At 59.0% G+C, this 25,839-nt stretch carries 20 protein-coding genes; 16 read left to right on the plus strand and 4 right to left on the minus strand.

The genetic code is table 11. From position 1 onward, the window contains the following. The first annotated feature begins 6 nt into the window (after window positions 1–6). From AACI_RS06125 to AACI_RS06135, 4 genes are all read left to right on the plus strand, one after another. Entirely contained in the window at window positions 7–2,862 is a 2,856-nt protein-coding gene (locus AACI_RS06125) for a DUF1156 domain-containing protein (protein ID WP_012810605.1), read from the plus strand. A gap of 11 nt (window positions 2,863–2,873) precedes the next feature. Then, window positions 2,874–5,759 carry an ATP-binding protein gene (locus AACI_RS06130; protein ID WP_218917114.1) on the plus strand — a complete coding sequence of 962 codons (2,886 nt, stop codon included), beginning with the start codon at window positions 2,874–2,876 and terminating at the stop codon, window positions 5,757–5,759. Window positions 5,760–6,012: 253 nt separating this feature from the next. After that, window positions 6,013–7,113 carry an SIR2 family protein gene (locus tag AACI_RS15915; protein WP_012810607.1) on the plus strand — a complete coding sequence of 367 codons (1,101 nt, stop codon included), beginning with the start codon at window positions 6,013–6,015 and terminating at the stop codon, window positions 7,111–7,113. A gap of 14 nt (window positions 7,114–7,127) precedes the next feature. Further along, window positions 7,128–8,855 (plus strand): ATP-binding protein, encoded by a 1,728-nt coding sequence (locus AACI_RS06135; RefSeq protein WP_012810608.1) that lies wholly within the window; start codon window positions 7,128–7,130, stop codon window positions 8,853–8,855. Between the two features lie 301 nt (window positions 8,856–9,156). Here AACI_RS06135 and AACI_RS06140 read toward each other — a convergent pair whose 3' ends face one another. Continuing rightward, on the minus strand, window positions 9,157–10,956 hold the full coding sequence (locus AACI_RS06140; RefSeq protein WP_449224036.1) for an IS1634 family transposase: 1,800 nt from the start codon (window positions 10,954–10,956) through the stop codon (window positions 9,157–9,159). A 645-nt stretch (window positions 10,957–11,601) separates the two neighbouring features. On the opposite strand from AACI_RS06140, the gene AACI_RS06145 reads away from it, so the two are divergent. The 11 genes from AACI_RS06145 to AACI_RS06195 all read left to right on the plus strand — a co-directional run bounded on the left by AACI_RS06145 (window position 11,602) and on the right by AACI_RS06195 (window position 21,325). Next, a complete protein-coding gene (locus AACI_RS06145) occupies window positions 11,602–12,531 on the plus strand; it encodes a DUF4850 domain-containing protein (protein WP_012810610.1) in 930 nt (309 codons plus the stop codon). A gap of 61 nt (window positions 12,532–12,592) precedes the next feature. Beyond that, window positions 12,593–14,029, plus strand: a complete 1,437-nt coding sequence (locus AACI_RS06150) for a hypothetical protein (RefSeq protein ID WP_012810611.1) — start codon at window positions 12,593–12,595, stop codon at window positions 14,027–14,029. An 81-nt stretch (window positions 14,030–14,110) separates the two neighbouring features. Next, window positions 14,111–15,436 carry a hypothetical protein gene (locus AACI_RS06155; protein ID WP_012810612.1) on the plus strand — a complete coding sequence of 442 codons (1,326 nt, stop codon included), beginning with the start codon at window positions 14,111–14,113 and terminating at the stop codon, window positions 15,434–15,436. Window positions 15,437–15,618: 182 nt separating this feature from the next. After that, a complete protein-coding gene (locus AACI_RS06160) occupies window positions 15,619–16,032 on the plus strand; it encodes a GntR family transcriptional regulator (RefSeq protein WP_012810613.1) in 414 nt (137 codons plus the stop codon). Beyond that, window positions 16,016–16,714 (plus strand): ABC transporter ATP-binding protein, encoded by a 699-nt coding sequence (locus tag AACI_RS06165; RefSeq protein ID WP_012810614.1) that lies wholly within the window; start codon window positions 16,016–16,018, stop codon window positions 16,712–16,714. The genes AACI_RS06160 and AACI_RS06165 overlap by 17 nt, the downstream gene beginning before the upstream one ends. Then, window positions 16,711–18,243, plus strand: a complete 1,533-nt coding sequence (locus AACI_RS06170; RefSeq protein WP_012810615.1) for a hypothetical protein — start codon at window positions 16,711–16,713, stop codon at window positions 18,241–18,243. The genes AACI_RS06165 and AACI_RS06170 overlap by 4 nt, the downstream gene beginning before the upstream one ends. Before the next feature lie 144 nt (window positions 18,244–18,387). Further along, window positions 18,388–18,774: a rhodanese-like domain-containing protein gene (locus tag AACI_RS06175; protein WP_041708030.1), complete on the plus strand. Its 387-nt coding sequence runs from the start codon at window positions 18,388–18,390 to the stop codon at window positions 18,772–18,774. A gap of 36 nt (window positions 18,775–18,810) precedes the next feature. Then, the gene (gene trxA / locus AACI_RS06180) at window positions 18,811–19,152 is read left to right on the plus strand and encodes a thioredoxin (RefSeq protein WP_012810617.1); all 342 of its coding nucleotides are present in this window, start codon (window positions 18,811–18,813) and stop codon (window positions 19,150–19,152) included. Further along, window positions 19,149–19,547, plus strand: a complete 399-nt coding sequence (locus tag AACI_RS06185) for a DUF302 domain-containing protein (RefSeq protein ID WP_012810618.1) — start codon at window positions 19,149–19,151, stop codon at window positions 19,545–19,547. Before trxA ends, AACI_RS06185 begins: the two co-directional genes overlap by 4 nt. A 91-nt stretch (window positions 19,548–19,638) precedes the next feature. After that, window positions 19,639–20,394 carry a DUF3891 family protein gene (locus tag AACI_RS06190; protein ID WP_012810619.1) on the plus strand — a complete coding sequence of 252 codons (756 nt, stop codon included), beginning with the start codon at window positions 19,639–19,641 and terminating at the stop codon, window positions 20,392–20,394. Window positions 20,395–20,434: 40 nt separating this feature from the next. Further along, window positions 20,435–21,325 (plus strand): 3-hydroxyacyl-CoA dehydrogenase, encoded by an 891-nt coding sequence (locus tag AACI_RS06195; RefSeq protein WP_012810620.1) that lies wholly within the window; start codon window positions 20,435–20,437, stop codon window positions 21,323–21,325. A gap of 42 nt (window positions 21,326–21,367) precedes the next feature. Here AACI_RS06195 and wrbA read toward each other — a convergent pair whose 3' ends face one another. After that, the gene (wrbA, locus tag AACI_RS06200; protein WP_012810621.1) at window positions 21,368–21,988 is read right to left on the minus strand and encodes an NAD(P)H:quinone oxidoreductase type IV; all 621 of its coding nucleotides are present in this window, start codon (window positions 21,986–21,988) and stop codon (window positions 21,368–21,370) included. Window positions 21,989–22,117: 129 nt separating this feature from the next. Here wrbA and AACI_RS06205 point away from each other — a divergent pair, with 129 nt between their 5' ends. Then, window positions 22,118–22,816, plus strand: coding sequence for a GntR family transcriptional regulator (locus AACI_RS06205; RefSeq protein ID WP_012810622.1), 699 nt, complete (start codon window positions 22,118–22,120; stop codon window positions 22,814–22,816). A gap of 112 nt (window positions 22,817–22,928) precedes the next feature. On the opposite strand, the gene AACI_RS06210 is transcribed toward AACI_RS06205, so the two are convergent. Together AACI_RS06210 and acs are read right to left on the minus strand one after the other, a co-directional pair. Continuing rightward, window positions 22,929–23,513, minus strand: coding sequence for an acetate uptake transporter (locus AACI_RS06210; RefSeq protein ID WP_012810623.1), 585 nt, complete (start codon window positions 23,511–23,513; stop codon window positions 22,929–22,931). 128 nt (window positions 23,514–23,641) lie between these two features. Then, window positions 23,642–25,591, minus strand: a complete 1,950-nt coding sequence (gene acs / locus AACI_RS06215; RefSeq protein ID WP_012810624.1) for an acetate--CoA ligase — start codon at window positions 25,589–25,591, stop codon at window positions 23,642–23,644. Window positions 25,592–25,839: the final 248 nt, after the last annotated feature.

Here is a 25,839-nt window from a genome sequence, read left to right on the forward strand (position 1 = left end):
TACGTCGTGCCAAAGGTGAAGGCACCCAAGAAGCTCATTGAGGTGACACTGCCGCTTGATGATATCAACGCCGAAGCCGCAAGGGAGAAATCCATTCGCCACGGCCATCCTTCCACTCTGCATTTGTGGTGGGCGCGCCGCCCCTTGGCTGCAGCACGGGCCGTATTGTTTGCGCAGCTGGTGAACGATCCCGGCGGTGAACGCGGCTACAAACCCGGCATGACGAGAGAACAGGCGCAAAAGGAACGCGAGCGTCTGTTCGGAATCATGCGCCGGTTGGTGAAGTGGGAGAACTCGAACGACGAAGAAGTCTTGCGCGAAGCTCGTGAAGAGATTTGGAAGAGCTGGCGGGAGACTTGCGAGATGAACAAGGGGTTGCCGGGATTTGATCCGGACAAGCTGCCCGCTTTTCACGATCCGTTCGCGGGCGGCGGCTCTATTCCGCTTGAGGCCCAACGTTTAGGACTGGAAGCCTATGCATCGGACCTGAATCCGGTGGCCGTCTTGATCAACAAGGCGCTCATCGAAATTCCGCCGAAGTTCTCGGGCAGACCTCCTGTCAATCCAGAGGCGCGGTCCAAAGTGGGACTGCTTGAGCAGGAGTGGAAAGGTGCAAGTGGATTGGCGGACGACATTCGTTACTACGGAGAGTGGATGCGCGACGAAGCATTCAAGCGCATCGGTCACCTGTATCCGCAGGTGGAATTGCCCCCCGAATACGGAGGAGGGAAGGCCACGGTCATCGCGTGGATTTGGGCACGAACGGTAAAGAGCCCAAATCCGGCGTACAGTCATGTGGATGTACCTTTGGTTCGCTCATTTTGGCTATCTACCAAAAAGGGAAAGGAAGTATGGGTTGAACCTGTCATTCACGAGGATGGCTCTGGCTATCATTTTGAGGTGCGGACGGAAGGTAAGCCGAAGATTGAAGGCACTGTGAATCGCCGTGGCGGGACATGCATCATGTCTGGTTCACCGATACCGTTTGACTACATTCGTGCGGAAGGAAAGGCAGAGCGAATGGGTCAGCGGCTCATGACGGTAGTGGTGGAGGGTCCGCGGGGCAGGCTCTACATCGCACCGACCGATGACATGGAAGGCATGGCACTTAGCTTGAAGGAGCCAGATGGTTTGCCACAGACTCAATTGCCGAAACGTGCGCTCGGATTCCGTGTCCAAGAATATGGGATGACGATGCACAAACATTTGTTTACGAACCGACAGCTTGTTGCCCTCAAAACCTTTTCTGATCTCGTTGTAGAGGCGCGGGAAAAGGTGTACGAGGATGCACTTAGCAGCGGGATGACGGACGATGGAATAGGGCTTGAGGATGGCGGAATTGGTGCGCGCGCATATGCGGATGCGGTGGCGGTGTATTTAGGTCTTGTCTTGGATAAGTGTGCTGACTATTGGTCGTCTATATGTAGCTGGAATTCTCCGAAGGAACTCGTTAGGAACACGTTTTCCAGACAAGCCATCCCCATGGTATGGGATTTTGCTGAGGCGAACCCTTTTTCGGACTCGACGGGAAACTGGATGGGCATGGTGGATTGGGTGTGGAAAGCAGTAGAGAATGCTCCGATTAAGACAACTTTAGGCGAAGCTCATCTGGCAGATGCACAGACACAGTCTATAAGTGTAGGCAAAATTGTTTCGACGGATCCTCCATACTATGACAATGTTGGATATTCAGACCTGTCAGACTTTTTTTACGTGTGGTTGCGTCGATCTCTGAATCCGATTCTTCCTGGACTATTCGCAACATTGATGACACCCAAAGAGGATGAATTAGTGGCCGCGCCTGAGCGTCATCAGTCCAAGGGCGATGCCAATTCATTCTTCATACACGGCATGTCCAAGGCGATGTCGACCTTGGCAAATTCAACGCACCCCGGCTTTCCGGTTACAATCTATTACGCATTCAAGCAGTCAGATACAGAGAACGAGGGGACTTCCTCGGAAGGTTGGGTTGCGTTCCTCGAAGCCCTTCTTCAAGCGGGATTTGCCGTTACCGGTACATGGCCCTTGCGGACCGAAATGTCAAATCGCATGCGTGGTTTAGATTCAAATGCCCTTGCTTCTTCCATAGTCATTGTGTGCCGTCGGCGGCCCGCCAACGCTGAGACAATATCGCGGAGAGCATTTCTGAGGGAATTGAACACGGTTATCCCTGATGCTCTATCGGACATGATGCACGGCGGCCCAGACCGCTCTCCCATCGCCGCAGTCGATCTCCAACAAGCGGCAATTGGACCCGGTATGGCCGTATTCTCGAAGTACGCCGCGGTACTTGAGGCAGATGGGTCCCCGATGACAGTGAAGACGGCTTTGCAGTTAATCAATCGGGTGGTTGACGCTTATTTGCATGCCTCCGAAGCGGAGGTCGACGCCGACACGTTGTTTTGCATTAACTGGTTTGACCAATTCGGATGGTCTGAGGCCGACTTTGGTCGTGCGGACGTTTTGGCGCGTGCCAAGGGGACGAGCGTGGATGCGGTACGCGCTGCGGGGGTTCTGACTGCGGATCACGGCAAGGTCCGATTGCTGCGGTGGCAGGATTACCCGTCCGATTGGAGTCCGGGCAAGGACTATGACACACCCGTGTGGGAGGCGCTTCATCATCTGATTCGTGCTCTACAGCAGGATGGGGAGCAGGCTGCAGGAGCGCTGCTTGCGGGCATGTACAGTGTTTCCGAGTCTATCCGCTCATTGGCGTATCGGCTCTATACATTGTGTGAGCGCAAGGGATGGGCGGAGGATGCAAGGGCCTATAACGAACTGATCGCGAGCTGGGATGCCATTGCTGAAGTGGCCCAAAAGGCTGGGCTGTCGGGTTCCCAATTGACTCTGGATGTGGAATAGGACGGGGAGTGATGATCATGCTTCTCAAGCCTTGGCGCGAGGTTGCCGTGCCGCATGAGGATGTGTTGCGCGGGACCTTTCAGCAGTCAGAGTTCGCGGCAGACTTGACACGGGTTCACAATGGTACAGCGACGGATGAATATCGAGATCCGAAGCTGTTTTACGCTCGGACCTACATCACCGAAGGTATGCGTTTGCTTCTTGACTCCATCGTGCGTCGTCTATGTGGCCTCGGCGGAGAGCCAGTGGTGCAGCTCCAGACAGCCTTCGGTGGAGGCAAGACCCATACCCTGCTGGCCGTGTATCACCTGGCCAAGGGAGAAGTGCCTCTACGCGAGCTGCAAGGTGTCGGGCCTATTGTGGATGCCGTCGGTGTCGTTGAGGTTCCGAAAGCTAGGGTTGTGGTGCTTGACGGCAATCAACTGTCCCCGAACCAGCCGCAAATGCACGACGGCCAGCCCGTTCGGACGATGTGGGGTGAACTGGCGTGGCAGCTCTGTGGCTGGGTAGCATATGAGCGAATCAGGCAATCCGACGAATCGGGAACGTCTCCAGGTAAGGGCGTGCTTACGGCACTCTTAGAGGAACATGCTCCTTGCGTGATTCTCATGGACGAGCTCGTCGCGTACCTTCGCCAATTCGAAGAGGGGCGTCAGTATACGGGCGGGACCTTCGAATCGAACTTGTCCTTTATCCAGGCGCTGACGGAGGCGGTAAAGGCCGTCCCGAACGCGATGGTGCTTGCATCGCTGCCTGAGTCCGAGCTGGAACTCGGAGGCCCGCGTGCGCAGTTGGCCCTCGACAGCTTGGAGAAGATATTCGGCCGAGTGCAGGCCCTTTGGAAACCGGTTGGTACCGAAGAAGCATTCGAGATTGTTCGGCGCCGGCTGTTTTCCGCGATCGCGGACGAGCGGGCGATGGAAGAAACCTGCAAAGCGTACATGCAGATGTATTTGCAGCATGCCGGTGACTTCCCGCCGGAGACGCAGGAAAGTCGGTATTTGGAGCGCTTGCGGGCTTCATATCCAATTCACCCAGCGGTCTTCGACGCCTTGTACAACGTCTGGTCGTCGATGGATAAATTCCAGCGGACACGCGGTGTCCTGCGCTTGATGGCAAAGGCGATTCACAAACTGTGGACGGACGGCAACACATCGCCGATGATTCAACCTGCTGATTTGCCCATCGACTTTGCGGACGTGCGCAACGACCTCTTGTACTATCTTCCGCAGGGATGGGACCCTGTCGTAGAACGGGATGTGGACGGTCCAAGGTCAGAGACCGCAAGACTCGACCGTGATACCCGATTTGGTGCGGTTCAAGCAGCAAGGCGCGTTGCACGCACAATTTTTCTCAGTACGGCACCGGAGGTACCTGGCCAAACGGCGCGCGGAATCGAAATCCCAGATATCCTTCTCGGCTGCATGCAGCCCGGTCAGACTGCCGGAGTGTATAAGGATGTTCTTCGCCGTATGAGTGACACCCTACATTATCTCAACGTCGCGGGAACGCGCTATTTCTACGATACGAGACCGAACTTGCGGCGCGAGATGGAGAGCCGCAAGCAGCGGTTTGGGAAGGATGAGACGGAGAAAGACATTCGCGATCGCATCACGAAATGGCTGATTCGCAGGGCACCGTTTGAGGGGGTGCACGTGTTCATCTCATCGGCTGACGTGCCCGACGATGAGCGAATTCGATTGGTGGTCTTGCCGACGGACGCAGCGTATAGCCGGTCGGCTCCGGAGGATGCACAGGAAGCCGCGAAGCAAATCCTTACCATGCGCGGGACACAGCCCCGGTTGAACCAGAACCGGCTCCTGTTTCTTGCTGCGGACTACGATGTCGTACAGCGACTGAGGGATCATGTACGTACAGCGTTGGCATGGGCCTCGATTCAAAAGGACGTCGCGGAATTGCGACTCAATCTCGATGTGCTTCAACAGAATCAGGTTAAGCAGCAGTTGGATACCGCTCAGCAGGTGGTTGCGCGCACGCTACGGGACGCGTATAAGTGGCTGCTCATTCCGTATCAGGAAGTTCGCAATGGAAAAGGCTTAGGTCCGCTTTCATGGGAAGCCGTGATGTTATCGAGCAGCGCAGGCAATACCATGGACGAGATATGCAACAAGCTAAAAGACAACGAATTCTTGATCGAGACTTGGTCGCCGGTGCACTTGAAGCCTCAGCTTGAGAAGTGGTTCTGGAAAGAGGATAAACAAGCTGTGTCGGCGTTTGAAGTCTGGAGGAGCATGTGCCGGTACGTGTATTTGGATCGACTGACGGATATAGAGGTTTTGCGCCGGGCGATTGAGGTCGGAGTGCGAAGCGGTGCCTTCGGAATTGCCTACGCCGTGGTTGAAGGTGAGTATCGGGGCTTCGCTTTTGAGGAGCCTGTCTCCGTTGCCATGGACGAATCGCTCTTGCTGATTGAGCCACACAAGGCCAGGGAGTACGCGGAGCGGAAACGGCGAGAGGCAGAACAAGGGCGAGCGCCAGAAGTGGTGGATACCCAGGGTGCAAGCTCATCTTACGCTTCCACACAAAAAGGAAGTTTGACGGGTGTCCAGAGGCCCGTAAATACATCTACCATTGGAACCACTATCGACACATACGTAAGAGGAGACGGCGGGAATGGCCATGCGCGGGAGGTTGCCACTGCGAAACGTCGGTTTTACGGAACAGTGAAGCTCAATGCGATGACGTCAAAAATGGAATTCGGCACCATATTCGACGAAATCCTGAAGCATTTCACGAGTCGTCCGGATGTTCAAGTCGAGATCACCGTAGACATATCTGCTCGCTCAGAGCAGGGATTTGATGAGGGATTCCAGCGAATCATCCGTGAGAACATGAGGCAGTTGAAGTTTCAGCACGGGGAGTTTGAGGAGGAGTAGTCAACTGCTGAAATTAAGAGACTGGGGAGGTCTCTCAGAGTGATAGCTTAGTGATAGCTTACTCTTTCACCGCCAGCTACTATCTGGAGGTATTAGGAAATAAATCCATCATGGACATCCATACTGTAAGTGGCGTCGTCAGGGGATGAAAACGGGATGAATCTGGCGTTATCGCGTTAATTAACATGGGCGGCTGTATCGGGATAAGAAACGGAGTTGGAGTAATAAAGTTGCCGATAGAGGGGTTTGAGAGGTGATCGTTTTGACTAAAAGTACTTACAGAATTGGTATAGAGGATATCGATATTTCAAATTATGGATTTGGCTTATTTCTTGGAGCAGGTGCTTCCTTTGAAGCTGGTTATCCACTTATGGACACTCTAACAGTGAGCGTAATCGAAAACCTAAATGAAAGGCAAAAGGACATAATTCAAGGGGTGCTTACAGAAGACTTTGATGGGTACATAGATATCGAACATGGAACTCCTAATATTGAGGTCATAGCGGACCTTATTTCTGCAAGGGCGATTACGTTAGGAGAGATTCAAGGTAGCCAGTACGTATCTCTCCTGTCGTCTATTAGGGATTCCATTGTAGATATAATCAGTAGTGTGGACCATCCGAATCTTGATCACCATGTAATGATGTTACAGGCCCTGAGTCGCATTCGCCAGCAGGCTGCTTCACCATTATGGATTTTTACAACAAACTACGATTCGTTGATTGAATTAGCAGCTGCGGAAGTTGGAGTTCCCTTATATGATGGGTTCTTAGGGGGAGGCCCAGTTAGGTTCTTTCATGTCGCGTCCCTGAAATGGTCACATGGTTCTATAAATAACAGGCATTACTTTGAACCAAGAAAGGGCCTCCAGATCAACCTGATTAAGTTGCATGGTTCAATTGATTGGTGGTCCACAAAAGATGATACACAGAGACAAAGAGTGTTTTCTACTCTTGATGAAACTCGATTGAGAGCATCCTCTACCCGTACGATAATACTTCCCCAACGTAGTAAGACCTACGAAACCATGGGCTTTCCTTACGATCAGCTTTGGCGACTAGCAAGTGAGACCATTGGACGTGAATGCAAGTATCTTACCTCCGTTGGATATAGTTTTGGTGACGAGCACATTAATCAAAATTTGTTTACTCCATCATTGATAGATGGAAACTTAAAGATATTTGCTTTCTTGAAGGAGGAGACGCCCGGTCTTGCGAACATAGCACGGTTTCCAGCTGTAAATTATGGAACGGCTAGTTGTACACGCAAGAATGGGGAAATGAACTATGAGCCATCAGATTTCTGGAAGTTCAGTTCTTTTGTTCGTTATTTAAGTAACTATGCAGGACTATGAGGGGGTATAAACTAATGGACTATGTAATCGGACAGGTAATTGCGGTTAAGAATTCATCCTTGACAATCCAACTGGCTGATCACAAGGTTGATGTGGATGGTACTGAATCAGGCGTCGATGACAACATGATAATTAATCTGCCGTCAAACGACGGGCCTCTTGCCCTTATGATTGGCCAGCCCGGTGGATTCGTTGAAGTGTCAATTCCACAGGGCAGATTGCTCTGTATGGTGACCGAAATACAAATGAATCCAGTCCTCCTTCACGGTGTGAGTAAGAATACAACGGCGTTCACTGAATATCCAGTTCTGCAGGTTCAACGAACGTTGGAAGCCATTCCGATTGGAACGTTTGATGTAGCAGGTGTCTTTGAACGTGGGACAGATTTCTTGCCTACGATCGGCTCGCTGGCGTACGCTGTCACCTCGGAAAAGATCAAAAAAGTTTATTCATCTAACGGAGTTGGGGATTTGCCCGTGGGACAACTTTCAGTCGTCCCGGAACAAAGGGCATTCATCAATATCAACACGTTCATTGGTCGTCATGCGGCGATATTGGGACAAACAGGTGGCGGAAAGTCTTGGGCTGTGTCTTCCATTTTGCAGAAGATAATTCAACTACCGAGAACCACCATAATTTTATTAGACCTTCATGGAGAATATGAAGATGTGTTTGGCAGCGATGCTGCATATCTAAGTGGCGAGGACATAGAGCTTCCCTACTGGTTAATGAATTTTGAAGAACTGGTAAATCTATTTATTGATCGCGGTGAGAGAGAAGCACCAAATCAAATCGCAATGTTTAGGCAGATTCTTCAAAAATATAAGGAAAATTCTGCCCATCAGGAACAACTGGGATTGCCAAAGGTCACTTTAGACACTCCAATATATTTTGATGTGGAGAAGGTCATAGATGAACTCCGCAGTCTGGATACAGCTATGGAACCAGGGGCACAGGGAAAGTTAAGACATGGTCCGTTTTATGGTCATTTTACTCGAATGATAACAAGGGTTGAGAGTAGACTTAATGACAAACGATATGACCTAATATTCAAGCCTAAACGGTTTCGTTCGTCGAATTCCCTGGTAGCGTTAATGGAGAGGATTCTAGGAGAGGGAAGAGATAGGAAAAAGGTAACAGTTATTGATGTCAGTTCAATTCCTTTTGATGTACGAGCTTCGGTCATCTCGCTTCTCTTGCGTGTCAGTTTTGAATTTGCCTACTGGCATCGCCGTGCTTTAGACAAGGCGTATCCGATTTATGTAGTTTGTGATGAAGCGCATATTTACCTGAATGACAAAGATCCTAGTCAACTTCCTGCAAGATTGGCGGCAGAACGCATAGCTAAGGAGGGGAGAAAATACGGGGTAGGACTCCTTGTTACGAGCCAGCGTCCACGTGATTTGTCAGCAACGATACTATCCCAGTGCAATACATTCATATGCATGCGTCTGACCAATCCGGATGATCAATCCTATGTAAGAGCACTCTTGCCAGATTCTCTTCGCGGGATAGCCGATGTATTCGCGGCACTTAGAAGAGGTGAAGCAATGTTCTTAGGTGAGGCAGTGACGATGCCTACTCGGATTAAGCTGGACAGACCAAATCCGGCTCCAAACAGCAACGATATTATCTTCACTGAAATTTGGGGCGACGCTATAGATGATGTGAATATTGAAACTGTTGTAGACGAGTGGCGGCGACAAGGCGTGTCACGCATCGAGGGTACGGCGTCACAATGAACGAGGCTTCGCTTCGCACATCCCGCATCACATCAAAAACGGTGTGTATAATCCGATTAACCGGGAGTGCGGGGGTAATACGGATTGATGGAAGTACACACATTGGTGGTCGTGAGCGGTTCAGGTGTGTCACTAAGTGTGTCAACTCTAACGATTTCTCCAAAACTACGCTCAAGCTCAAGTTTGACAGTACCCTTGATATGACGCGGATTGTAGGGGCAAGTTTGTACCACACGCACGTTAGCCCCGCGTCGCTGCGGGGCTCGTTGGAGTGCTATTCGTCTTGTGACATCTTGTGCCGTTACTCGTCCGGCGTCATGGATGGGACTTTCGTCACCGACAAGGTCTTGTTTGGCGTCGGAATGCCCAGGCTCGTGAGGATGGCCTTCGCCTGGTCCGTCGCTTTGGTCACACTGACGAACTCCTTGTCCAAGAATGTGGCGCGCACCGCTTTCCAGCGTCTCAGCTCCCGTACGATGGCTTCGCCGGTGTACCACCGCGACTCGAGTTCGGCTAGCACCTTGGCCTGCTCTTCAACGCATGCAAGGCTTTCCGCCACTGCCTTGTCGTGGGCCCATTGGCGGCGATAGAGCACTTGCATCTCCTGCTCGAAGAGGTAGGCCAGCACGCAGACGAAGATGTGCCCGCGAACCCGCTGCTCATTCCAGTGATAGATCGGCCCGACATCCAGGAAGTTTTTGATTTGGTGAAACGCACGTTCGATCCCCATCAACGTCTTGTACGATTGGACCACGTCGGCTGCAGGCAAATCCGTATTGGTTCGAATCAGGAACTTTCCGTCGCGCAGTGCTTCCTTGGTGATGGCGTCCTCATCGCGCCGATACGTCAGGATGCCGTCCTTGTAATCGACCTGAAAAAACGCTTCAACCCCTTTTCTGGTCAACAGGTCCGCCACCTTGAGCATGACGCCTTTGTCGGTCGGCTTTCGGCCGCGCTTCGGTTTCGCCAAGCTCTCCGCCAAAGCTTTCAGACCCGTTTCAGCCTCCTCCAGCGCGCTCTCCCGAAACGCGGCATCCTGACGCGCTTTCTCCGGGTTGTAGCAAAGGATGTATCGGACGCCTTCGGCCTTTTCGACGTCGTCCACGCTTGCGGCGGGCACCTCGAGGTAGCGCAGGTTGTCTTTCAGTTCGTGGTAGGCGTTGACGTCTGCAAACTGTTCCAGCAACGCGTCGCTCACGATGCGCCCGCGCTTGTGGAACCCGACAATGTACGGGAATCCCGCCTCCGCCATCAGGGCCATGTTCTTTTCCGTGACCATGCCGCGGTCACCCACGAACACGCACTGCTCGACCGCAAAGTCTTCCTTCAGACGTTTCAAGATGTCCGGCACGGTTTGCTTGTCGGACACGTTGCCCGCGAACACTTCGTGCGTGATGGGAATGCCTTCAGGGGTCACCAGGAGCCCAAGCTCCACCTGCTCGAGGTCGGGGCGATGCGTTCGCGAATACCCATGCCCTCCTAAGGGACAGGCGTGCCCGTGGAGATGAGTGCTGGTCAAGTCGTACAGAACCAACGAGAGCCTGAAGTTCAGCAAGTCTGTCAGTCGCGCGTACAACACGCGTTCCAGTTGAGGCTTGATGTCGACAAGATAGTCGAGCGCTCGATAGAAGTGCTGAAGCTGCCACGGCTCCCCGCCCCAGTCGGGAAGATAGAGATCGTCCAGCGTGTGAAAGAGGCGAAGCTTACTCGAGGGATCGACGAGCCGATGAATGACCATGGCTTGGACGTACCGCGCGACATCAAAGGTGACCTCGCGGGCACGCAGGGCGTCACGAATGGCCTCGGTGAGCCCGAGTTGGTTCCACAAAAATTGCACCACATACGGAACGCCGAAATGGAGTACCTGCTGGGCCTCGAAGTCCTCGAGCGAACCGGTGGTGCGATGTTGTAGGAGAGACTCGAGGGTCCGGATAATCTGTTCGATTTCGCGCTCAGAATATTGACTGATGTTGCCTAGGCTTGCGACACGCCGCTTCTTGACCGTCCGACCTTCACGGTAGGACTCAACGATGTGGAGATACTTGTAGGTCTTACCGTCGGGCTTCTTTGTGGATACAATTTGCGCGAACAAGAGGATCACCGCCGCGAGAATTTATATCCACAACGATAAAGCATACATACCAATATAGCAACGATTATGCACAAAAAGTTTGACCTACATTTTCGCAAACAAATCGCCCCTAAACGGCGAAAAAACCGCGCTGTAGCGCGGTTCGGACCTTCGGATGAGGCGTCTTACTGTCAAACTTGAGCTCAAGTTCCTTTATATCCTAAATCGAAAAAACCCAGTCACAGCAAGGCTTTTCGGGTCTCAACTTAAGTCGAGGGACATGGGCCAACGTGGCTCCCAAGTCCCTCGTAATGAGCAGGTCGTCGGTTCGAATCCGACAGGTGGCTCCATGGATTGCCTCGCGAGCAGGGCAGTTGACCCAAGAGGGTCAGCTGCCCTGCTTGGCTTTTCGTGTCGAATGTGCTGGGGTCATCGAAAGTCGTGATCGCCGGCAGTCACTGGGCACTCCTCTTTCTCTCCACATCTGCGTCACCCCATCTCCATCGCCGCGGGAACGACTCGCAGCGTCATCCACCGCACATCGTCCTCGGTTTCCATGGGCGTTGTTTCCTCGGGCGAGAGGATTTCTCGTGGCGTTGTCGAACCTTCTCTTAATCTTCGGCGATTTTGGCGGACGCGCGAACGAAATGCGTCCGCGCACGGGAGACGTTCCATGTGAATCGGCTACCACCTTCGAAGATCCCATTGGCGTGGAAACGCGCGCGGATGGTCGGCGTGCGACGCAATGCGCGCTTATTCGCGCTCGTGGGTGCGCTCGCCACCTCCCTGGCGGGATGCGGCGGTCCTCCGCAGTCATCCGTGGAGCACGTCGCGAACGCATCCAAGCCCGAGACCGCGGCGCATCCGACGCATGCGGCGGAGCCAAAAAAATCGTCCGCATCAGCCAACGCCACGGCCCAAGAGACCGCGAGGTCTTCGCAGCCGTCGTCCACTGCCCATGAGAGCCTCCTGAACGACGATAATTCGGTGCTCTTCATCGGGCGCGATGGACAGCAGGTGCGCATCCCCGTCGTTCCGATTGTGAATGCGCAGTACGGGTTCACGCCCGCTCAGTCGCTCCTGCCCTATCCGCCGGGAGGATTTCGCCCGGTTCACTTCACCATCCCTTCGGATCAAACGGCAGACCTGTGCGTGTACTTTCTGAATGACGGCATGAATGACGGCGGGGTGGAACTGCTGGGACCGCGGGGCTGGTGGGTCACGCGTGCAGGCGTTGGCGCCGACGCCTCCGACGCCATCGACCTCGCGAGCGAGGACGGCACCGGCGCGCTCACGTTCTTCATCGAGTCGGCCATGGGCGGCATCGACGAGGATGTCATGGCGTACTTTCCGAACTGGCAGCAGCTCTTGCCGCAGGACGCCCAGAGCTTCGGCCCTGTGACGTCGCCCACGTTCGCGGCCCGCGACCTTCTCAGTCCGAACGTTCTCGCGTATGAGCTAGCAGACGGCACGAACGGCCTTGCCATCTTTGTGCATGGTCCGAACGTCAACTGGGCCTTCATCCAGGAGGAGATTCGGGGCGTCCCGCACGCCCTGGAGACCACCATCCTCAACTACGAGTTGTCCGTCGCGCATGCGTCTTAATTCACTTTCCGCGCCGGTTCCATTGCGGCGATCTCGGCGCGTCGGCATGGAGGGTCGCACAATGAACAAGGTCATAAGCAGTGCGTCATGGGTGATGGCACTAAGCGCGCTCCTCGCGGGGTGCGGTTCATCTTCCGGGGGCGGGCCGAGCGGGGCGGCGAGTGTCCAACATAGCGCCTTAAGCTCCACCGCGCAGCCAGCACCCGCGTCGATCTCCAAATCTGCTCAAGCAGGTGACACGGCGCAAGCCGCAACCGCCGCCTCGGAATCGCAGCCCGCGCAAACCGGCGCCGCCCAGGTTTCGCCCACGCCTGCCGTTGGTTGGTACGCGGTGCCCATTGGCCAGGCTTACGGCGATCTCGCCGTGATCGCGGGCGTCGAGCCGGAGGGCGCACGCCTGCGGATCACGGTGCGCGTAGAAGTCCGCAACCACGAGGGGTGGATCATGAGTCACCGCTGGGCCGCCGCGTGGTTTACGCCGGCCACGGGCCGGCTCCAACCCGCGGGCAGCCTGCCTGCGCAAACGCAGCGCACGTACGCGGGGCCTGTGCATCTCGAGTTCTCGAGCGGTTTCCCGAGCGGATTTGTGTCCGTGCCGGTGACGGTCGAGGTGGGCGGGAAGCCCGCGGCGAAGTGGCCTTCGAGCATTCCAACCTACGGCTCGCTCGTCAATCCTGAGACGTTCCCGCCGGGATCGTGGGACAATGTCATTCTTGGCCAGGTCGGGAACTGGATTTGGGTGGCGCTGAAGGGGCCCAAGGATCCGCCGTTTTCTCCGCACGCGTGGCCCATCACGTGGGGATTCCGCACGTGGGATCGGCTCGTCGCGTTTGACGTCGTGACAGGCCAGGCAGTCGAGTACGCCATTCCTCGGAGCTACGGTTACGGCAGCTGGGTGGATATGGTGACGCCGAACGCCGTCTTGCCTTCATTCGCCCGCGAGGGAAATCGCGTCTATGTCGCGGTGGGCGAATGGGTGGGGTGCTTCCCGGCTGTCCCGGAACCGGCAGGCGCCTCCACAGTGTTGCGCGCCGCGAGCCCTGTACGGGTGGTGGCCAGCGGTTTCTACGTGGCGCAGGAGGGCCGGGCCGCCCTGGCGGACCTTGCGGCGGATGAGCGCCAGGCGGCCGGGTTCCTCGCGAGCTACTGGGATACGGAGATGGGGGCGCATGTGCCTGGCGTACCGCCGCTTTCGGCGTATCAAACCGGCAAGATGCGCGCGTGGAACCAGGATCCGGCCATCCTCAATCACGGCGATCTGCCGAGCGATTTGCTTTGGAGCCTATGCTTCCCGTTCCCGGCCGGATCGCAAAGTGACGCGGAGCGCGAACAAATGGGCCGCGCCATCCTGAACATGCTGCAGAGCCGCCTGCAGGCGGACGCGTACGGTGTGCTGGCCCTGACGCCGAAGCAGGTCGTGGCGCAGTTTCACGGCAATCCTCCCATCGCGCTTCCTGGGTACGTCATCCGAAATCACTTGTACGTGCCGGAGGCTTGAGCCGCGTGTCTGACCAGAGGCTTGAGCCTTCGGCTGGAGACCGAATGGACGATCGAACCGCCGCTGGATGGGGGGCTAGACGTGGGACGAACGCGTTGGACCATGGGCGTCGTGTTGGCGTGTGCCCTGTCTGTTTCGGGGTGTGCAACCGCGCCGTCGGAAACGACATCCATCGCGCCATCGACGGGGCAGGAGGGTCAGGGGACGTCCGTCAGCCATGGTGAGATGGGATGGTACTTTGTGCCCATTGCGTCGATGTACGGCGACATGGCCGTGATCGCGGGGATTCGCCCGGGCAAGGGTCGGCTGAAGCTGTGGATTCGGGACGATCGCTTCCAAGGCGAGGGCGTCACCTTTGCGAAGACGTGGGACGTGGCCTGGTTCACACCTGCCACCGGTGTGTTGACGCGCGCCGGCACGATGCCTTCGCGCGCCCAATCCCGCTACGACGGATCGGTACAGCTCGTCTTCCCGTACCAATGGCCGACGGGCGGGCATCCCGTGAAGGTCTCGGTGCGAATGGGCACCCGACCGGGACCCCCGTGGCCAGCGGCCATTCCCATGTATGGATCGGACATGACGCCAGCGTCTTTCGCCCCAGGGGCGTGGGACAATCTCATTCTGGGCCAGGTGGGGGACTGGGTCTGGGTGGCTCTCAAGGGTCCCGAGTCGCCGCCACTCCCAGGGGGCACGTTCGCGACGCTGTGGGGTTATCGCACGTGGGACCGCCTCGTTGCGTTCAATACGAAAACGGGTCAGGCCGTCCAGTACGCCATTCCACGCAGCTACTCCATCGGATCGTTTATCGAGATGGTCACCCCGAATCTCACGGTGCCCACCTTTGCGGTCCAGGGCGACAGGGTGTATGTGGGGGTGGGTGAGTGGATCGGATCTTTTCCGGCCAAGCCCGCCATCCCGGCCCATGCGGACATCCTCCGCCTTCAGGCGCCCATCATTCAAGGGCCCGATTCGGCGTACGTCGAATCCGCCGGCCAAGCGGCGCTCGACGCGCTCAACCTGGATGTGGAGTTGGCGGCGCAGTCGCTCGCCAGCTACTGGGACAGTTTGGTCGGCGTGAGCGTTCCGGGTGTACCGCCCTTTTCGGAGTATCGGACGGGCAAGCAATTTGCGTGGAACCTGTATCCGACCCTCGTGAATCACGGCAGCTTGCCTCCCGATCTGCTCTGGTCGCTCATGTTTCCTTACCCGCCAAAGAGCTCGTCGGACGCTGAGCGCAATGCGCTCGCAGGGGAAATTGCGGCCATCATCCAGTCGCCGCTCGACTGGGATGCCGAAAACATGGGCGCGATCTCGGCACAGGCCGTGCTCGCCCGGTTTCACCATCATCCGCCCATGGCGCTGCCTGGGTACGTCGTCCGTGGAGATGCCTACTGGCCGAAGGCGTGATCCCCATCCGCCGCGCTCGCGAACACCTTCGGTCGAGGTTCGGCTCGAAGCGGCTTGCGACAAGGCATGGCCGGGCTCCGACCTTCGGCCGCCTTGTGGCGAGTCACGGGGGGATTGCGTTCTGAGTGTATCATGTGATTTAATACACTTAACACATTCCAGGCTGCGAGGGGGGGATCGGCATGACGTTGGATCCGCCTTGGCAACCTCCCGCGTGGGAGCTCGATCCGTCGCAGCCGCTGTATGAGCAGATTGCGCACCGCCTCCGGGTCGAAATTGCCGCCTCGCGCCTGCCGGGCGGGGCGCGCCTGCCCTCCGTGCGCGATCTCGCCGCGCATCTGCGCGTGACGCCAAACACCGTCATGCGCGCGTACGCCGAGCTGGAACAGGACGGGTTGCTCGAGACGTTTCGCGGCCAGGGCACGTTCGTGGCGCGCGGGTCTGGCGTCGAGGCGCGGGCCCGAGCGCGCATTGCGCGGCAGGCGTTTGAACACGTGCGGCGCGTCGCGGCCGATCTCGGCATGCGCGTGGAAGATTTGCTTCGGCTGGGCGCCGAAGCGGAGGGAGGAGCGGAAGACGATGCAAGCAGCCATTGAATGTGACGGGGTAGGGTTCACGTTCGCTGGGCGCCCCATCCTTCGCGACGTCACCGTGCGCATTCCCGTCGGCGAAATGGTGGGACTTCTTGGACCCAATGGCGCGGGCAAGACGACGCTCTTGCGAATCCTTGCGGGCGTGCTCGCACCCGACACAGGGCGCATCCGGGTCCTCGGTGAGCCGCCGGGCTGGCGGACGCTGCGGCACACCGCGCTCTTGCCCGAGCGCGGACATCTCCCTGGCTGGCTGACCATCGGCGAGTGGATCACCTATGCTCGCCGGCTCTATCCCGACTGGAGCGAGGAACGCGAGCGCCGCCTCGTGGACGATCTCGCCCTGCGCCTAGACCGCCCCATCGCCCGCCTCTCGCGCGGCGAGGGAGTGCGCGTGGGGCTCCTCACGTGCCTCGCGCGCGAGGCGCCCGTCGTGCTCCTCGACGAGCCGTTCACGGGCATCGACCTGTTGTCGCGGGAGACCATTGCGTCCGCCATCGTGCGGGAGTGCGGTGAAGCGAGCCGCACGGTCATCGTCGCCACGCACGACGTCCGCGAATTTGAGCCGCTCTTCGATCGCGTCCTCTTCCTGAAGGATGGCTCCGTTGCGGCGGACGAGACGGCCGAAGCCATCCGGGCGCGCGGCCTGTCGGTCGCCTCGCGCTACCGGGAGGTGTTTTCGCCGTGACGCAGGCGGCTCGATGGCTCGCGCTGTGGCGGTTCGAGTGGTCCAGGGGAAGGGGAGTCCGGAGTCCATGGAAGCGGCGACTCGTGTGGATCCTCGCCGCGGCGGGGGTATCTCTGGCCGCGGGCCTGGCCATCTCGGCGAGCACCTCCGCTTCGCCGGATCGCGTAGGACTCGCGTCGCTCTCGATGTGGCTCCTCTTCGGTTCTTTTTCCCTCGCGCGCGGGGCCGGTGCGGGAGACGGACTCGGTGCGACGGCGATGCTTCCGTATTCGCGCGTCACGGTGGTGTGCGCTCGCGCCGCGGTGGCGTACGCGCGGCTTTTCGGCTGGCTCCTTCTTGGCGCAGCCCTCTCCGCCGGTGTCAATGCCGCGTATGGGCTGATGCGGAATCCACAGATTCGCGGTACGTGGTTTTCACTCCTGGCTGCGGCAGCCCTTGCGTACGTGGGCCTCGCCTGTGTTTCCGCCGTACTCGCCGCGCTGCGAAGCTCGGCCTATCGTTGGCTGGGAACTTTGGGCGACGGGATGTGGACGGGCGTGATCATTTTCATCGGCGACGACGTCGCCAAGCGTGGTCCCTTGTCCGGAACGCACGAGAATTGGATGGTGTTCGCGGCGGCCTACGCGGCGTATGGCATGGTCTCCGCCGCCGTCGGCACGCGTTGCCTCGCTCGCGGCACGTGGATCCTTGCGGCAGGGCACGAGGTGACGCGCTCGCGCCCTGAAAAGATGGGACCGTCGCGGCGCTCCATCCATCGATTCGACACCGATTCGCGTGCTCACGATTCGAACCCACAGATGGCGCATATCGGTGCCGATCTCGTCCGCACCGCCATCGCCATCTTTCGGATGAGGCTTGGGCGCGTGCTGTGGCCGAGCGGTGCCAGACCGGCTTGGAGGGCCGCGCTTGTCCACCTCTCCGGCCCAGTCATCGTGTTTGTGGCTTTGGTGGCGTTGGGATGGACATCTCGCCACCCTCATCTCCTGTTCGCCCGTCTTGAGGGCGGGATGCTCGGCGGCGCGTGGCTTTGGTCGATGTTCTGCGGCTTCTCGGTGGCGAGCCTTCTCGATCACCTCGGGGACTGGACGCGCGGCTGGCCCGTGCGCAAGGAGGGCGTCATCGTCGGATTTGCACTGGCGGAGAGCCTGAGCACTTGGCTGTGGCTCGCCGCGGGTGCGCTGGGGGGCGTGGCCCTGTGGGCGCATCTGCCGGCGGCGCGCGTGGCAGGGGGCGCGGATCTGCGCGAGGAGCTTCTGGCGTGGCTCGTCAGCGTCCTCGTGGGAACGTGGAACACCGTTTGGTCGGCGGCCTGGACGCTTGGCCGAGGGCAGAGGGATATGCTTGCTTGGCTTTCGCTGGAGATGCTCCTGGCGTGGGTGTGGTTCGCCAAGGGCGGACGCATGGTGGCGTGGCTCGACACCGCTGCCTGGCCGAAGGTCGCGGGGGTGGCCGTGGCGTTCTTCGCCGTCGCAGCAGCGGTACTTGCGCCACAACTCCGCACGGCCGCGCGGCGGCTCATTTCTCCGTAGGCGGCGAGGCGAGCCTTCGCTCATGAATCCCATCATGTCGACGCGGCCGACGACCCACGCGGCCGCTTGTTGTTTTGCATGATTTGTCTTATACTATACCCAGTAAGGTATAAGAGGTAAGCCCATAAGGAGTGAGACATGTCGATGTCGTGGATTTGGATCATCGTGGTCGTGGCCATTGTGGGCCTGTGGATCTGGAGGTCGTTGCCCGCCAAGGGCGTCCGGCCGATCTCGGCGGATGAGTTGAAGGATCTCCTGCGAGACAAAAAGTCTGGCGCGCAGCTCGTCGACGTGCGGGAGCCTTCGGAATTTCGGGGCGGCCACATTCAGGGTTTCAAGAACATTCCGCTCGGCGAATTGCCGAATCGCAGCGCTGAATTGGACAAGGATAAGCCCGTGGTCGTCATGTGCCGCTCCGGTGCGCGGAGCGCTCGCGCGGCGAAGTGGCTCGCACGCCACGGTTTTCGGGACGTTCGCAACCTCACGGGCGGGATCATGGCCTGGAATGCGGCGAAGCGGCGCTCGTCCTGACGAGGCAGCCGCTTCGGGAAAGGCGGAGATGTGGAAATGGCCACGTTGACGCTATCTGAGGCGTCCTTCACTGCGCTCCTTCGCGACGCCGCGAAACCGGTGCTCGTGGACTTCTGGGCTCCGTGGTGTGCTCCATGTCGGCTCATGGCTCCGGTGGTCGAGGCGGTGGCCCGCCAGTTCGAAGACGAGCTGATTGTGGGCAAGCTGAACGTGGACGATCATCCGCGCGTTGCGCAGGCGTACGGGGTGATGAGCATTCCGACGCTGATAGGGTTTCGGGAGGGAATACCGGTGATGCGGCTTCAGGGACTGGCGCCCAAACACGCCGTGCTTCAAGCCCTGGAGTCCGTATGGAACGATGGGAGGGATGGAGAATGAGCGAAACCTGGGCTCGCGTTTACGATTCGCCGCATTCGGTGGACGAGACGGTCGAGCGAGTCACCGAGGCGCTGAAAAAGCGGCAGTTCGGCGTCCTCTGGCAAATGGACGTGCCCGAGACGCTCAGCGCCAAGGGCATGCCGTTTTCGACGCCGTACCGAATTCTCGAGGTGTGTAACCCCAAGGCCGCGAACGAGGTGCTGTCGCAAAACCTTCAGGTCGGGTATTTTCTCCCCTGCAAGGTCGTGCTGTACCAGGACGGTGAGCGCACGAAGGTGGCGTTTCCCAGACCGACGTCGCTCATCGGCTGGATTGGCGATCCCGCCCTCGATCCCGCCGCAGCGCGCGTCGAGGATGCGCTCGAAAGCGCCATCGCCGAGGCCGTGAAGTCGTGAATTCGCGGCAGGAATGCGGGCCGCTCTGGCGAAGCGATTCAACATCGCTTCCCAGAAGCGGCATTTTGTTTGGCGATGGAGGCTGTTCGACGTGATCGTCGTGGACATGGGAGACGCGTTTCGGATGATTGCGCAGTACGATCACAGCCTGCACGCGGGCGAAATGGGCGCGTGGCTGCGAGACGAAGCGTTCTCGACCGTCGGTCGGCGCACCTCGGTCCTCACGGGCGTAGCGGAGCACGACCTGGCCTGGATCGGGATGGACAAGGTGCCCATGTGGAACGACGCTCGCGGGACGCCGTACTCGTTTCTCGACCTCCCTGATTCGTGGAAACTGGCTCATTATCACTGCGGGGTCGACGAGCTCGAGGCTCGAGATCCGTACGCTGGCCTCCTTGCCAGTCGGCATTACGCCGCCTTCTTCGAGCATGCCACGGATCCGGAGGCTCTGGCCTTCCTCGCGCGCGAGCGATCCCGCCAAGCGCGCCTCCTGGCGGATCTCGGCGTGGCGGAACGAGATGTGGAGCGCGATGTGCGCATTGTCCAGTTTCTCGATAAACTATCCTTGTACGTGTGCCTGAGCGATCCGCGCTCCGGCGAAGGGCCCTTTGTCCCGTGGCTTCAGGGGCCGTTTCGAGAGCTGGAATCCGCCATGGGCGAACCTATCGAGGTTCAGTGGGCGGGGCCTGGCCGTGTCCGGTTGAAACCGTTTCCTTTTCGCGCCGCGTTCGCCTGTGACGTCCCGGTGCGAAGGGTGGACAAGCGGCGAATCGCGGCGGTCGGGATCGCCATGGCCTACAAGACTGCACCTGTCGAGCGGGAACGCGTGGCCATCGCGCCCGCGTGACGCAGCAGAGCAGCATGCGGAGAAGGAGAGGGTGGGAGAAATGCGGTTTCGGAACATCACGGTCGCGGGCGGCGGCGTATTAGGGAGCCAAATCGCGTACCAAACGGCGTTCCATGGTTTTCCGGTCGTCATCTACGACATCTCGGACGAGGCACTCGCCAAGGTGCGAGATCGCCTCGAGAAGCTCAAACCGAACTACATGCGGGATCTCGGCGCCTCGCAGGAGCAGGTGGATGCGGCCATGGACAGGATACGCCTGACGGCTCATCTCGCCGACGCCGTGCGCGAGGCGGATCTGGTCATTGAGGCGGTGCCCGAGATTCCGGAGGTCAAGCGGGAGTTTTACGAACGGCTGGCAAACGTCGCGCCGTCGCACACGGTGTTCGCCACCAATTCTTCGACGCTTCTCCCGAGCCAATTCGCGGAGGCCACGGGGCGGCCGGAGAAGTTTCTTGCGCTGCACTTCGCCAATTCCATTTGGCGGCACAACACGGCGGAGGTCATGCGCCATCCGGGAACCGACGAGCAGGTGTTTGAGGACGTGATCGAGTTTGCGCGGGCCATCGGGATGGTGCCGCTGCCGCTGCGCAAAGAGCAGCCGGGCTACATTCTGAATTCGCTGCTCGTTCCTTTTCTGGAGGCGGCCCAGATGTTGTGGGTGAACGAGGTGGCGGATCCCGAGACCATCGACAAGACGTGGATGATTGCGACGGGCGCGAAGGAGGGGCCGTTCGCCATCCTGGACACGGTGGGGATACGGACCGCGTACAACATCGCGTCCGGCAAGGCGAAGGCGCGGAACGAGGAGTACGCGAAGCTCGCGGAGAAGCTCAAGGCGATGATCGACCAGGGGAAGCTCGGCCGCGAGTCCGGGGAGGGTTTCTATCGCTATCCGAATCCCCGGTTCAAACAACCCGACTTTCTCCGCTGAACCTCGATGGAAGAAAAGCGGCCCGCTCGCGCGGGCCCCTTGTCACACCGTCACGGCCTGCCCTTGTTTGACCCAAGATGCGATGGTCACCGTCCGGCGCGCCTGATGCCGAATTGCGTCCTGTGCGCCTGGGTCGATCTCGCCGTTTTCCGACAAGGTCACGCTCGTCCCATAGGGATTTCCGCCCGAGGCGTACGCGGATGCGTCGGTGAAGCCGGGTGCGGCGATGATGGCGCCCCAGTGATACATCGAAGTGTAGAGCGAGAGAATGGTCGCTTCTTGGCCGCCGTGCGGGTTCTGCGCGCTGGACATGGCACTCACGACCTTGTTCGCGGTCAATCCCTTGGCCCACAGCGGGCCGAGCGTGTCCAGGAATTGCTTCATCTGCGATGGGATATTGCCGAACCGGCTCGGGACGCTGAAGATGACGGCGTCCGCCCACGCGACATCGTCGGGCGTGGCCACGGGGACGTGCGCCGTGGCCTCCACATGCGCCTTCCACGCCGGGGACGTCTCAATCACTTCGCGAGGGGCGAGTTCCGCGACTTTGCGCACCCGCACCTCCGCGCCCAGCTCGCGCGCGGCTTCCGCTGCGATTTGCGCCATTCGATAGTTGGTCCCCGTTGCACTATAGTAAAGGATAGTCAAATGGACGTTGGACATCGTGTTCCCTCCACTCCGTGTCTCTCGTTTCACTCACATACTTACCATTCGTAAGTTTGGGCGATGTCGATGATAGAGGGTTGAAGCGGCGCTGTCAACTGTCTGAAGGGTTCGAAAGGGAGGGGTACCGTGAGGCGGAACGCCGGAGGGGAAAGGAGGCTCGGAGACGTCATTGCGGACGTGCTTCGGAGGGAGATTGTGTGGGGCGAGTGGCCCAGTGGACATGTGTTCAGTGAAAACGCGTTGGCGCGCCGATTCGGTACCAGCCGCTCGCCGGTACGCGAGGCTCTGAGGCAGTTGGCACACGAGGGCCTGATTTCGCTCGGCCGGAACGGGGCGCGGGTCGTGGGGCTGGACCTTGGGGACGCGTTGGAACTGTATGACGTCAGGAGTCTCATTGAGCAGTTCACCGCGTCGCGCGTGTGTGAACGGCCGCGCGCCGAGCGGGAATCGCTCGCCCATACCCTTTCGACCCTCGTGTTGGCCATGGAAGAGGCGGCTTCCCGGAGGGACTGGCAGTCCTTTTCCGATCTCGACCTCGCCTATCACGATGCCATTGTACGCGCGGCAAACCATCGCCGCGTCCTGCGAATGTGGGACGAGATGCGAAGCCTTGTACAGCTCACGCTCGCGCTCGTCATGCGCAAGCGGATGCAGCGCGGAGACGCTGACATGCGAGGCGCGCTCGCGCAGCATCGAAGTCTCGCGGAGGCCATCCTCGCCGGCGACGCGGCGTGGGTGAGACGGGTGATGCAGTCCCACGTGGAGGAGACGCGCAGGTTGCTCGAGGGCGGATTGCGCGGGCACCCTGCGGGCGACGAGCGCTGAGGCGGACATGGGAGCGGTTCAAACGCGAAAAGGCGGCCTGGCGAGGGCCGCCTCGGACGCGATGGTTACGGTGTGCCGACGACTTGGGGACAAGCGATTTCTTGACCCAATCTTAAGCGCTTACACCAGCTGACGACGTGCGCTTCTGGGCAAACGGCTGCCCCACGGGCAGGAAGACGTGTCCCATCGTCTCGTTCAGCACGGTGGCGAACGACGTGTACAGCGCGCTCAGTCCGCAGATGAAGCCGATCCAACCGCCGGCCGCACTGCTGCCAATGATGCCAAAGGCGTGCGCCGCGAGGAGGAAGAACGTGATCCACAGCGTCAGGAACACGAACCAGAGCGCCTTGTTCAGGTAGAAGGTGCCGAACCACAAGAACAGCGTGAGGATGCCGAAAAACAGGAGGAAGAGTCCCAGGCCTGCCGTGGGCGCGAACTTGTTGATGAGGTAAAACGCCCACCAGAACGCGCCATAGGAACAGAACGCGGTGGCGCCGAACGTGTTGCCCTTTCGGAATTCCCAGAGTCCGGCGATGAACTGCGCCGTGCCGCCGTACGCGATGGCGAGCCCTAGGACGACGCCGAGCGCTCCGGCGCTCGCCACGCCCGCGTTGATGAGGCTCAGAATGCACGTGGTGATTCCAAATCCGGCGAGGCCGAGCGGAGCAGGATCTGCGATTTTGACCTGATCAGACATTCAGTTCACCCTCTTTTCCATCTCTTTTCACGGGTTGACAACGGCTCGGCAAACGACGAGTGGGCGTCCTGCGCCTGCCGGATCACCTCCTTCCAGGCGCAGGATTCCGCGCACGCCACGCACCCACATCATTCCTGATCCTTGTACTGCGATTTCAGTTGCTCCACGACGGCCGGATCGGCCAGGGTGGTGGTGTCGCCGACCACACGGCCTTCCGCGATGTCGCGCAACAGGCGGCGCATAATCTTGCCGCTGCGCGTCTTGGGCAGATCGGCCGTGAAGATGATCTCCTCCGGCCGCGCCATGGCGCCGATTTGCTCGACGACGAATTGCTTCAGTTCCGAGACGAGATCGTCCGAACCGGTGTGGCCCTCTTTGAGGATGACAAACGCGGTGATGGCCTGCCCCTTGACTTCGTGGGCGCGCCCGATCACGGCCGCCTCGGCGACAGCGGGATGAGCCACCAGCGCGCTCTCCACTTCCGCAGTGCCAATGCGGTGGCCCGACACGTTGATCACGTCGTCCAGCCGTCCGACAATCCAGTAGTAGCCATCCTGATCTCGGTACGCGCCGTCCCCAGGCAGGTAGATGCCCTCGAACTTCTCGAAGTACGTCTTGCGGAAGCGCTCGTCATCGCCCCACACCGTGCGCAGCATGGACGGCCAGGGCTTGGTGATGACGAGATTTCCGCCATGCCCCGGCGGCACCGGATTGCCGTCGTCGTCAAGGATATCGACGGAGATGCCGGGCACGGGCTTGGTGGCAGAACCCGGCTTGGTGGTGATAATGCCTGGCAGAGGCGCGATCATCGCGCAACCGGTTTCCGTCTGCCACCAGGTGTCCACGATGGGGCACCGCTCCTGGCCGACGTACTTGTGGTACCACATCCACGCCTCCGGGTTAATGGGCTCGCCGACAGATCCGAGCAGCCGGAGCGTGCTGAGATCGTGCTTTTCGACGTACTGGGGACCCCATTTCATGAACATGCGGATGGATGTCGGCGCGGTGTACAGGATGGTCGCGCCGTACTTCTCGACGATGGCCCAGTACCGGTCGCGATCGGGATAATCGGGCGATCCCTCGTACATGACGACCGTCGCGCCGGCCGACAGCGGGCCGTACACGATGTACGTGTGGCCGGTGATCCAGCCGATGTCCGCCGTGCAGAAGAACACGTCTTCGTCCTTCAGATCGAACACGGTCCGCATGGACGTGTTGACGCCCACCAGGTATCCGCCCGTGCTGTGGACAATGCCCTTCGGCTTGCCCGTGGTGCCAGACGTGTAGAGCAGGAACAGGTAGTCTTCCGCGTCCATGGGCTCAGCCGGGAAGGGCTTGGTCGGCGCGCTCTGCATGGCTTCGTGCCACCAGACGTCTCGCGCCGGATCCATGGCTGCCTGAGCCGCTTCGCCGATCCGCTGGACGACCACAACCTTCTCGATGGGCGTTCCCACGACGGCTTCGTCCGCGTTCTGCTTGAGCGGAATGACCTTGCCGCGGCGCCAGCCTCCGTCCGCCGTGATGAGCAGCTTGCTGCCGGCGTCCAGGATGCGATCCTTCAGCGCCTGCGCGGAAAATCCGCCGAACACGACGGAATGCATGGCGCCGATTTTGGCGCACGCGAGCATCGCAATGGGGAGCTCGGGCACCATGGGCAGGTAGATGGTGACGCGATCGCCCTTTTTGACCCCAAGCTGGGTGAGCATGTGTGCGGCCTTATCGACTTCGCGGCGCAACATGTCGTACGTGAGGACGCGGCTGTCGCCTGGCTCGCCTTCCCAGATGATGGCCGCCTTATTCTTGCGGTGAGTGAGGGTGTGACGGTCCACGCAGTTATACGCGGCGTTCAGCTTGCCGCCGATGAACCATTGCGCGTGCGGCGGATCCCACCTGCAAACGCTTTCAAATTCATGGAACCAAGTAATATGTTCGGCTTGTTTCGCCCAGTAACCCTCTGGATCACGAGCAGCTTCCTCGTAAATGCTTTCATCCTTGTAATTCGCTTGGCGGCGAAATTCTTCGGACGGGGCAAAGGTGCGGGTTTCACGGAGTAGTGCGTCGAGATCATTCGGGGTCATGGTCTGGCTCCTTTCTCTGGCCGCGTCGATCGCGGCGGCGACTTGAATGGTTCAATTCCATGATAGAATAAGTTGCTCGAAAAGACAATCTCCATCCGGTGTCAATGCCTATATATTCGAAATTCGCGGCAATTTATGCCCCTGATTCCTTGGGGGTGAATGTTTGCGCGCGTAGGGTCGGATCGATGGAGGCCGGAATGAAAAAGGCCGCTTCGCGGTGTTTCACACCACGAAACGGCCTAGGGGAG

Origin of the sequence: Alicyclobacillus acidocaldarius subsp. acidocaldarius DSM 446, assembly GCF_000024285.1 — a bacterium.
Lineage (GTDB): Bacteria > Bacillota > Bacilli > Alicyclobacillales > Alicyclobacillaceae > Alicyclobacillus > Alicyclobacillus acidocaldarius.

Bases quoted from the DNA above. Each gene is read 5' to 3' on its own strand.
- AACI_RS06165 (WP_012810614.1), top strand. From the start codon at position 16,016: ATGCAAGCAGCCATTGAATGTGACGGGGTAGGGTTCACGTTCGCTGGG.
- AACI_RS06210 (WP_012810623.1), bottom strand. From the start codon at position 23,513: ATGTCTGATCAGGTCAAAATCGCAGATCCTGCTCCGCTCGGCCTCGCC.
- AACI_RS06130 (WP_218917114.1), top strand. From the start codon at position 2,874: ATGATCATGCTTCTCAAGCCTTGGCGCGAGGTTGCCGTGCCGCATGAG.
- AACI_RS06175 (WP_041708030.1), top strand. From the start codon at position 18,388: ATGTCGTGGATTTGGATCATCGTGGTCGTGGCCATTGTGGGCCTGTGG.
- AACI_RS06195 (WP_012810620.1), top strand. From the start codon at position 20,435: ATGCGGTTTCGGAACATCACGGTCGCGGGCGGCGGCGTATTAGGGAGC.
- AACI_RS06160 (WP_012810613.1), top strand. From the start codon at position 15,619: ATGACGTTGGATCCGCCTTGGCAACCTCCCGCGTGGGAGCTCGATCCG.
- AACI_RS06150 (WP_012810611.1), top strand. From the start codon at position 12,593: ATGAACAAGGTCATAAGCAGTGCGTCATGGGTGATGGCACTAAGCGCG.
- AACI_RS06135 (WP_012810608.1), top strand. From the start codon at position 7,128: ATGGACTATGTAATCGGACAGGTAATTGCGGTTAAGAATTCATCCTTG.
- trxA (WP_012810617.1), top strand. From the start codon at position 18,811: ATGGCCACGTTGACGCTATCTGAGGCGTCCTTCACTGCGCTCCTTCGC.
- wrbA (WP_012810621.1), bottom strand. From the start codon at position 21,988: ATGTCCAACGTCCATTTGACTATCCTTTACTATAGTGCAACGGGGACC.
- AACI_RS06185 (WP_012810618.1), top strand. From the start codon at position 19,149: ATGAGCGAAACCTGGGCTCGCGTTTACGATTCGCCGCATTCGGTGGAC.
- acs (WP_012810624.1), bottom strand. From the start codon at position 25,591: ATGACCCCGAATGATCTCGACGCACTACTCCGTGAAACCCGCACCTTT.